Raw genomic sequence first — 8,133 nt, forward strand, 5'->3', positions numbered from 1 at the left:
GCTTTTATGAAGGTTTATGAAATCAAATTAGATTGTAGCCCAGAGTACAATAAAAATGATTTTATTGAAAGTTTTTGGTTATCGCCTGATAATTTAATAAAATGGTTGTATGGCGGTGAGCCTGCAAAAAGTGACTTGCTCAAACTTGTACAAATATTTTATCAAGATTAGGTACAGTTCTTGGTTTGATATTTATTCATATTAATTATAAATATAACGATCCACATGACACCACAAGACGCACGAAAATACGCACCAGCAACCGAGCGTAACCGCGAAGCAATTCTAGAAGTACTTTTACAAGTGTTGCCGGAGAGCGGCACTATTTTAGAAATAGCAAGTGGTACTGGTGAACACGCAGTCTTTTTTGCATCCAAGCTCAGAGATTATCTGTGGCTCCCAACCGATGTAAATCCACAATCAAGAGCCAGCATTATTTCTTGGACTGAACACAATGTATGTGATAACGTTTATGCACCGCTTGAATTAGATGTAAGAGAACCAGTTTGGGTTGTAGAAAATGGTGAATTTGATTGGCTAAATACGAAGCCAATTGTCGCCATCGTTAACATCAATATGATTCATATTTCACCTTGGTCAGCCTGTCTAGGCTTAATGGCAGGGGCAGGTCGTATCCTAAAAGCAGGAGGTATCCTCTATTTGTATGGCCCCTTCAAACAAGGTGGAGAACATACAGCTGCGAGTAATGCAGCTTTTGACGAATATTTACGCACTGAAAACCCAGAGTGGGGTGTGCGTAGCTTGGATGATGTCATAGCAGTAGCTAGGGCACAAAATCTGATATTGCAACAGATTTACCAAATGCCAGCTAATAATCTTTCAGTAGTGTTTCAACGTTCTACTTAGTGATTGATTTTTACTGGGCTAAAAGCCAATACGCTTGGGTTGAGGGTTATTCTAACTTTTCACCTGATGTGGAAAAGTCCACCAAAAACCTAACCTCTTTCCCGACGAGGGAAGGAGGAAAATTCAAAGTCTCTCTCCTAAAAGGAGAGAGATTTAGAGAGAGGTTTTCCAGATGCCGTGAAAAGTCACAAGGGTTATTGGTGTAAATAATTGGTCTTTCAAGACGCGATAAATTGCGTTTATACATCAGGGTTTCGGCAATATTTGCGTAAATCCTGGCTTAGTTGAATGCTATCTGAGTAAGCAAGTCTTTACTTCTTCTCACGCCGACTGCGAAAACCCTGTTTACCATTAACTTGGTCAAAGAGTACATCGTATTTATCAAACAAGGCGATTCCAGGATTTACAAATATAGTCAGTTCTGATTGTGGCGAGATACTCAAATTCCAGCGATTAAATCCGTCACGGGTTCCTGGTGTCAAACTGTAATCAAAAATGCCATTAATTCCTACTTTCACAGCATTTGCTGACCCTAATACTCCGGGTTTGAGTTTACCTGCTGTAGAAGCTGACTTGAATTCAGTCAAACCATTAATAGTTCCAGTATCAGCGATCGCTCTGCTATTACACAAGTTTTTCGCAGAACTCCCAGCAAGAGTTAAACAAACTTTATTTAGTCGAGAGTCCCATCTTTTGCCGGGTACACCATTAATTTCGGGTTGTTGACTCCAAGAAGCCATTTTGAAACCTGCTTGATTTTCGGCAGTTAAACCGAGAATAAGGCTGCCATTGCTGTTACTACTACCATTGCCAACGACAATAAATCCGTTACTCAGATTGCCTGATAATTTTCTCAACGGGTTATAGGGAAGTGATTTTTCAAAATAGTTAACACCGACAATTCCCGAAAATGGTACACCACTGTTTGCTGAACATTTAGGTTTTTGGGCAGTACATTGGCGACTAGTAACAACCTGTACGGGAACAGGTTCGGCGGTGGGAATCAAACCAAACCGGACATTAGTGTAAACTAATTCTCCTTCCAGGATAGTACCATCACTTAATACCTCCTTGATATTTTGACCTGTTCTTTGGATCGGAGAATTACCTAAAAACTCTTTGGGAACTCTTAGCCCTGCTGACCCTGTATCTAATAAAATACGTTTTGGTTGACCATTTGCGATCGCAACTTCCAAAAAATAGCCGCGAACACGTTGCCCAAGGGAAGGTTTTGGATATAAAGGTAAGTTTACGGTGTTAAAAGTTGGCTTGCGGGATGTATTTTGCGAGATATCGCGTAATGCTGAATTTGGGAAAAGAGCCGCAAATGCCGACTGGCGTTGCGCTGCTGGTTCAGGGGCAATATCCCAAAGGCTTTCGTAGTAGAAAAAGCCGATACCTAAACCGCGTTGTTGCGCTGCTTCTACCTGGGATTTGATTTGTGGGATGGCAACTGGACGATTTCGTAAACCCGCCATAATACCGATACCAGTTGGAATGATTTGTTGGGTTTCTAAAATTTCTGGGCGGGTAATTTGAGCGATAAAACTTTCCAAATCATTACGGTACACTTGCATGACCAATTCATCAACAATACCCAAGCGTACCCAGTTTAGCCAATCTTGCAGTTGCATTTTATAGGCGAAATTATAGTAATTAGGAGCAACTGAAAAAATGGCATTCGGTTTTCTGGCTTTCACTGTTTGGTAAAGGTCTACCATGAAGGCAGTCATTTTATCTGCCCGCCATTTTATCCATGCTTGGGCTTGGGGGTTGGATGGTGGAGGATTCCCAGTTTCTTGAGTATATAGACTTATCGTGTACTTATCGTAACCAAAATCTACAGGTAAACTCATGTGGTCGTCAAATTGAACGCCATCAGCATCGTATTTAGCGATAACTTCCATCACGAGTTCGCGGATAAGCTGTTGCACTTCCGGGTGAAAGGGATTCAACCACGCTACTTCACCCGCAGCACTAATTGAAGTTTGAGTCCCATCCCCTTTTTGCGTTAACCAATCTGGATGCTGCGATGCAAGTTCCGAAGTTAGAGGAACCATAAAACCAAATTCAAACCAGGGTATTGCTAGTAACCCTTGGCTGCGGGCTTGAGTAATAATGTCTGCAATTACATCTTGTCCCTCTGCTCCCTTGAAGAAAAACGGGATACCCTTTTTCTGCATGATGGCACTGGGGTATTGTGTATAACCATCATTCCAAACTACGGGATAAACAGTATTAAAGTTTAACTTCCGCAGTTGGCTCATGGCTGCTTGCACCTGTGAACGATTTCTAAAAACGCTAAAATCGTTACCACTTAGCCACACTCCCCGAATTTCCTGGCGAGGTTGAGGAGGTAGTTGGGCAACGGCAGGGGCAAAACTGTTTAGTAGCAATACTAGAAAGAATGATATCAGACATAATAATGGCAGCAGACGCTTTTTCAAAAGCCACGGCGCTGTCTGTTGACTTGTTACCTGTAGCTTAGTTAGACCTACTAGTACTCGTCTCTGTACAGGCTTAAATAGTAAGTTAGTTAGAGTTGCATTAATTTCTCTACTTTTTTCCCAAAACTGAGTTGTCATTACTTCCGCTTACTAAATGAGGTTAATTGGTTATATTTAGTACCATATAAAGGTTAAATTACTGCATCAGAAAACTGATGTAGTAATTTAGCTGCAAGATAGTTGACGCAGTTATAAGGTCAGTAGTGCCAAATAGAAATGTTTCAAATGTAAGCTGTAATCGAGATGCTGTGATGAAATTTATCAGAACAGAATTCAGGAGTCAGGAGCCAGAATTCAGAATTGAATTCTGTGCGACACAACGACTGCCTCAGTGCATCTTAGATATGTTTTGATTTTCGTGCTGACTTTGGCGGCGTTCGGTGTGCGCCAAAATATTTCTCACTCCGGTAACGCAACCACACCCGCAACACTTGCGGAATCTGGTCTTTTTGCTCCTTAGTCAGGGTGTTGTAAAGGGCTAAAGCGCGATCGCGTTCGCCCCGACAAGCAGCATTGTTGTGAGCATCCCAATAGCTGCGGGCTACTCGAATCCGCCGACAGACTTCTTTAATCAGAGCCTCTCCCGTAAGTGGAGTGTCTTGCTTGGTCATACTCAAATGCTATAAATTTCTAATGCCATCCTAGCGAGTCAGATTTATCTTGACACTTCAAATTTCCAGCTGACTGATTTCGCTGAGTTAATTCATTGTTATCCCTCATGGTTATCCAACCAGATGAGGGGTAGAGCAATAATGCTAGGCAATGACTGAAGTAGAAAAGCTGTTGGGCGTCCTAAGCTAATGCTGCCGTAAATTCCCGCGATAAATGCACACACTAGAATAAAGACCGCAGGCTTGACTTTTGGTATTTTAGGATTCATCGCTAGTAATCCCCAGAGCGCACCAGCACTGAGAAAACCATTGTAAAGACCTACATTGTGGGCAAGAATTTCGGCTTTTTGCGCGATTGTGAAACCTCCAAGCAATGTTTCTTGCACGAAAGAGGTTTGCCAAAAAAACATCTCAGCTACTAAGAAAAACAGATGAACAACCACAGCCCAAACCAGACAAAAGTTAATCCAATACTTAGGAATACTTAGAAACTTCATGTAATTTTCCCAGGAGGATTAGTTTTAAAAGTATATAGTCTATCAGGGTTTCAAGCTTTTCATTCTGGCGCCTCGTCTGACTCTCAGTTGCTAATTCTAAGTAGTTAACCTCAAATATCCAGAGTATCTTAGCTTTTATACTGACATACAGTAACAGATTTGTAAGATTTATGACAATGTTTTGCTTTGAACTATTCGTCAAACTATAGCGGTTCTCAGTTAAGTGCAATACAGACCTAACCCCCAGCCCCTTCCCTTATAGGGAAGGGGAGTAAGATTCAAAGCCTCTCTCCTTTTAGGAGAGAGGTTTGGAGAGAGGTCAAACTGTATTGCTTCCATTCGAGAACCGCTATATTCTCCGTAAGTCTAATGGATTACGACCAGGTAGTTTGATAAATCATTAAAAAAAAACATCACATTACCATTTATGTCATTCGGTATATGTGCGCTAACCGCAGTAATGATTAACTTAAGTTAAGCATTAGGAAAATAACTGACTGTATTGGTTGAGTTTAAGCTAAAGGGAATCAATAAAAGCCCTTTGACTTACTTTTTGATGGTATTTATCTACAGTCTCACTGCCTGTATTTTTCAGCCTTGAGAGTTTTTAACAAGCTCACTAAGCTGTTATGCTGCCGTCTTCAGGCAAAAATCTCTGGTAGAAATCAACCTGTATTAGGAAGTGGGCAATGCACATTGGATTTCTCAACCCTCAAGGCAATTTTGATTCAGGCAATAGCCACATCACGAAACACCCAGATTTTGGGGGTCAGCTAATTTACGTTAGGCAAGTCGCTATAGCCATAGCTCAAATGGGTCATAAAGTTGATATTATCACCCGTCAAATTATTGACGCGGAGTGGCCAGAGTTTGCCGAAGCGATTGACACTTATCCAGGGATCGATAATGTCCGCATTATCCGCTTACCAGCTGGGCCAAAAGAATTTCTCTCTAAAGAGTTGTTATGGCCTCATCTGGTCGCTGATTGGATACCCAACATCTTGAAATTTTATCAACAGCAAGGTGGCTTACCCGATGCTATGACTGCTCACTACGCTGATGGAGGACTGTGTGGCGTTCTAATTGAAGAGGAGACAGGCATACCTTTTACCTTTACTGCTCATTCTCTCGGCGCTCAAAAGATCGACAAATTGGAAGTCACCCCAGAAAATCTCACAGGGATAGACGAGCAATTTAATTTTAGATATCGCATTTTAGCCGAACGCCTGAGCATGAATCGCTCGGCGGTTAATATCACTAGTACACGACAAGAACGTTTTGAACAGTATTCTCATCGAGTCTATAGTGGTGCAGTGGATGTAGACAACGACAACCGCTTTGCAGTGATTCCACCGGGAGCAGATTTCTCGATTTTTGGTGCAAAGGCGCGTTCCGAAAATGAGGAGGCTACTTACGAGTTCATTCAGGAGCGATTGGCACGAGACATTGCAGAAGATCGTCGAGATTTGCCCGTCATCTTAGCATCTAGTCGATTAGAACTGAAAAAAAATATATTAGGTCTAGTGCAAGCTTTTGCAATGAGTCCAACACTTCAGGAACAAGCTAACTTGGTGGTAATTACAGGGGCGCTGGACAATCCTTTACGAGAAGAGGCTAGCGACGAAATAACTGAAGAAGTATTAGCCCCGATTCGGGAAGCGGTCAAAGAAAACGATTTGTGGGGCAAAATCAGTGCATTTGGCTTGTTACATCAGTCTCAAAAGTCACTGGCAGCAACCTATCGGTTTTTGGTTAAACGTCGCTCAGTATTTGCGCTGACCGCACTCTACGAACCTTTTGGGCTTGCTCCCTTAGAAGCAGCAGTAGCAGGTTTACCAGTGGTAGCAACCAAGAACGGTGGCCCTAGCGAGAGCTTGCGACAGGGAGATCGGGAATATGGCGTACTCGTCGATCCAGAAGATCCTGCTGATATTGTACGGGGGTTGGAGCGGTTGCTATGTGATGCTCAGGAGTGGGAGTATTTTGCCCAAGCTGGTCAGCAACGAGTGTTGAAAACGTACACTTGGGAATCTACTGGTGAAAACTACCTGTCTTTGCTTGAGCAAATTCTGTCTTCACCGGAAACTCGCCCTCGCGCTGAACTCCTTCCTATCCATCCCTACTTCCTTAATCCAGAATCGCAGACCGATGTTTTTTTGGAAGAATTGAGCGAACTCTACTTTGGATCTAATGAAAAGGTACTGGGGAATGCGGATTAAATAAAGTGCAAAACTGCGGTCAAAGCAGAAGTTGCTACAAAAAAAGTGGAAGTTCTTGCAGGGAAGGCGGAAGTTACTACAGACTGCGCAAAACACCGAAACGTCAAGGCGGAAGTTCTTGCAGGGAAGGCGGAAGTTGCTACAGACTGCGCGAAACACTGAAACGTCAACCCTGGAGCAATATTTTTTGATGGATGCTAAATGTGAGATTCAGGCAGCTATGAGGAGCAGCCAGCGCAAAATGTGCTGACTGCTTCAGCAAACTGTTGGTTTTGTTCCATCAATGCCATGTGTCCGCCTGGTTTTAGGGTGACTCTTTCAGAGTAAGGTAATTCTGCTTTCATGCGATCGCTCGCCACAGGTTTTGTCGCTATATCTGAAGCCCCACACATTACCAATACAGGAACGTTAATAGTTGCAAGTGTATCTGTTTCGTCGAACTTCAACATTGCCAGTGTGCCACGAGCCAGAACACCAGGCGAACCCAATGCTGATAATAGACCTGCAAAACTTAGTTGACCGCGTGTTTCAGTACCCGTAAATCCAGATAGTTCGACGGTGATATACAGCGAACCATTGAAATACGAGAGCCAAGTCATCAACCAAAAAACGGGCCATAATACAATAGTCAGATACAACACAGGTTCGAGTAGCGGTTTCTGCAATTTCCGTACCAGATTGCTAAAGATGCAAGTTTTTACCGGATTAGTATAAGTAGTATCTACAAGAATTAAACCAGCTACTCGACTCCCTAATTGCTCTGGAAACAGGCGACAGAATGTTAGATTAATCATTCCGCCCATGCTGTGTCCCAACAAGATAACAGGTTTATCCCCTGCTATGGCAATAACAGCTTCCAAGTCACGGGCATATTTTTCTATAGAGTGATCGTTGTTTTTCGGTTTAGCGGATTTTCCCAACCCTGGTAAATCCCAAACAATTACTCGGAAGCGATCGCTTAATTGTCTTTTGGCATAATACCATATAGTACTGTTTGGCCCCCAACCATGTGACAAGATAATTGGTTGACCATCTTCAGGGCCAAAAAACTCTACTTGCAACACGCTCCCATCTGGGCGTGGTAAGCGCTGCACGGTTTTGCTACGCATAAACTTGGGTTCCTGTTTTCCAGGACGGCGCAGCAGTGGCAAACTGATAAAACGACCTCCAAAAGTCCACAAAACCATTAATAGTCCAGCCACCAAGTAGGGCGTTCCTACAAGTTCTCGCTCGTACCATTCATAGAGAATGTAGATTCCCCCGCCAAGTACCCCAACAGACAGCAGTTGAAACAGCCATACAAGTAGAAAATTATGAGGCATGAATATCATGAGCCTAAACCTTGCAATGCTTTGTTAACTGCTTTTAGCTTCATACCATAGTTAGAATCATCCAACTTTCACTCCCAAGAATGATTTATACAGTGTTATGG

Annotated in this window: 6 protein-coding genes; 2 read left to right on the plus strand and 4 right to left on the minus strand. The window is 42.7% G+C overall.

Annotated features, from left to right (window positions below; genetic code table 11):
- Positions 1 to 225 precede the first annotated feature (225 nt).
- On the plus strand, positions 226 to 867 hold the full coding sequence (locus tag IQ229_RS05045) for a DUF938 domain-containing protein (RefSeq protein ID WP_194041831.1): 642 nt from the start codon (positions 226 to 228) through the stop codon (positions 865 to 867).
- A 311-nt stretch (positions 868 to 1,178) separates the two neighbouring features.
- On the opposite strand, the gene IQ229_RS05050 is transcribed toward IQ229_RS05045, so the two are convergent.
- From IQ229_RS05050 to IQ229_RS05060, 3 genes are all read right to left on the minus strand, one after another.
- Positions 1,179 to 3,452, minus strand: coding sequence for a family 10 glycosylhydrolase (locus IQ229_RS05050; protein ID WP_194041833.1), 2,274 nt, complete (start codon positions 3,450 to 3,452; stop codon positions 1,179 to 1,181).
- Positions 3,453 to 3,712: 260 nt separating this feature from the next.
- On the minus strand, positions 3,713 to 3,985 hold the full coding sequence (locus tag IQ229_RS05055) for a Precorrin-3B methylase (RefSeq protein ID WP_194041835.1): 273 nt from the start codon (positions 3,983 to 3,985) through the stop codon (positions 3,713 to 3,715).
- A 98-nt stretch (positions 3,986 to 4,083) separates the two neighbouring features.
- Positions 4,084 to 4,482: a DUF1304 domain-containing protein gene (locus IQ229_RS05060; protein WP_194041837.1), complete on the minus strand. Its 399-nt coding sequence runs from the start codon at positions 4,480 to 4,482 to the stop codon at positions 4,084 to 4,086.
- A gap of 689 nt (positions 4,483 to 5,171) precedes the next feature.
- On the opposite strand from IQ229_RS05060, the gene IQ229_RS05065 reads away from it, so the two are divergent.
- On the plus strand, positions 5,172 to 6,701 hold the full coding sequence (locus tag IQ229_RS05065; RefSeq protein ID WP_194041839.1) for a glycosyltransferase: 1,530 nt from the start codon (positions 5,172 to 5,174) through the stop codon (positions 6,699 to 6,701).
- A 218-nt stretch (positions 6,702 to 6,919) separates the two neighbouring features.
- On the opposite strand, the gene IQ229_RS05070 is transcribed toward IQ229_RS05065, so the two are convergent.
- The gene (locus IQ229_RS05070) at positions 6,920 to 8,023 is read right to left on the minus strand and encodes an alpha/beta fold hydrolase (protein WP_228013148.1); all 1,104 of its coding nucleotides are present in this window, start codon (positions 8,021 to 8,023) and stop codon (positions 6,920 to 6,922) included.
- Between the last annotated feature and the right edge of the window lie 110 nt (positions 8,024 to 8,133).

This window comes from Nostoc cf. edaphicum LEGE 07299 (genome assembly GCF_015207245.1).
In the GTDB taxonomy this organism is placed as follows: domain Bacteria; phylum Cyanobacteriota; class Cyanobacteriia; order Cyanobacteriales; family Nostocaceae; genus Nostoc; species Nostoc edaphicum_B.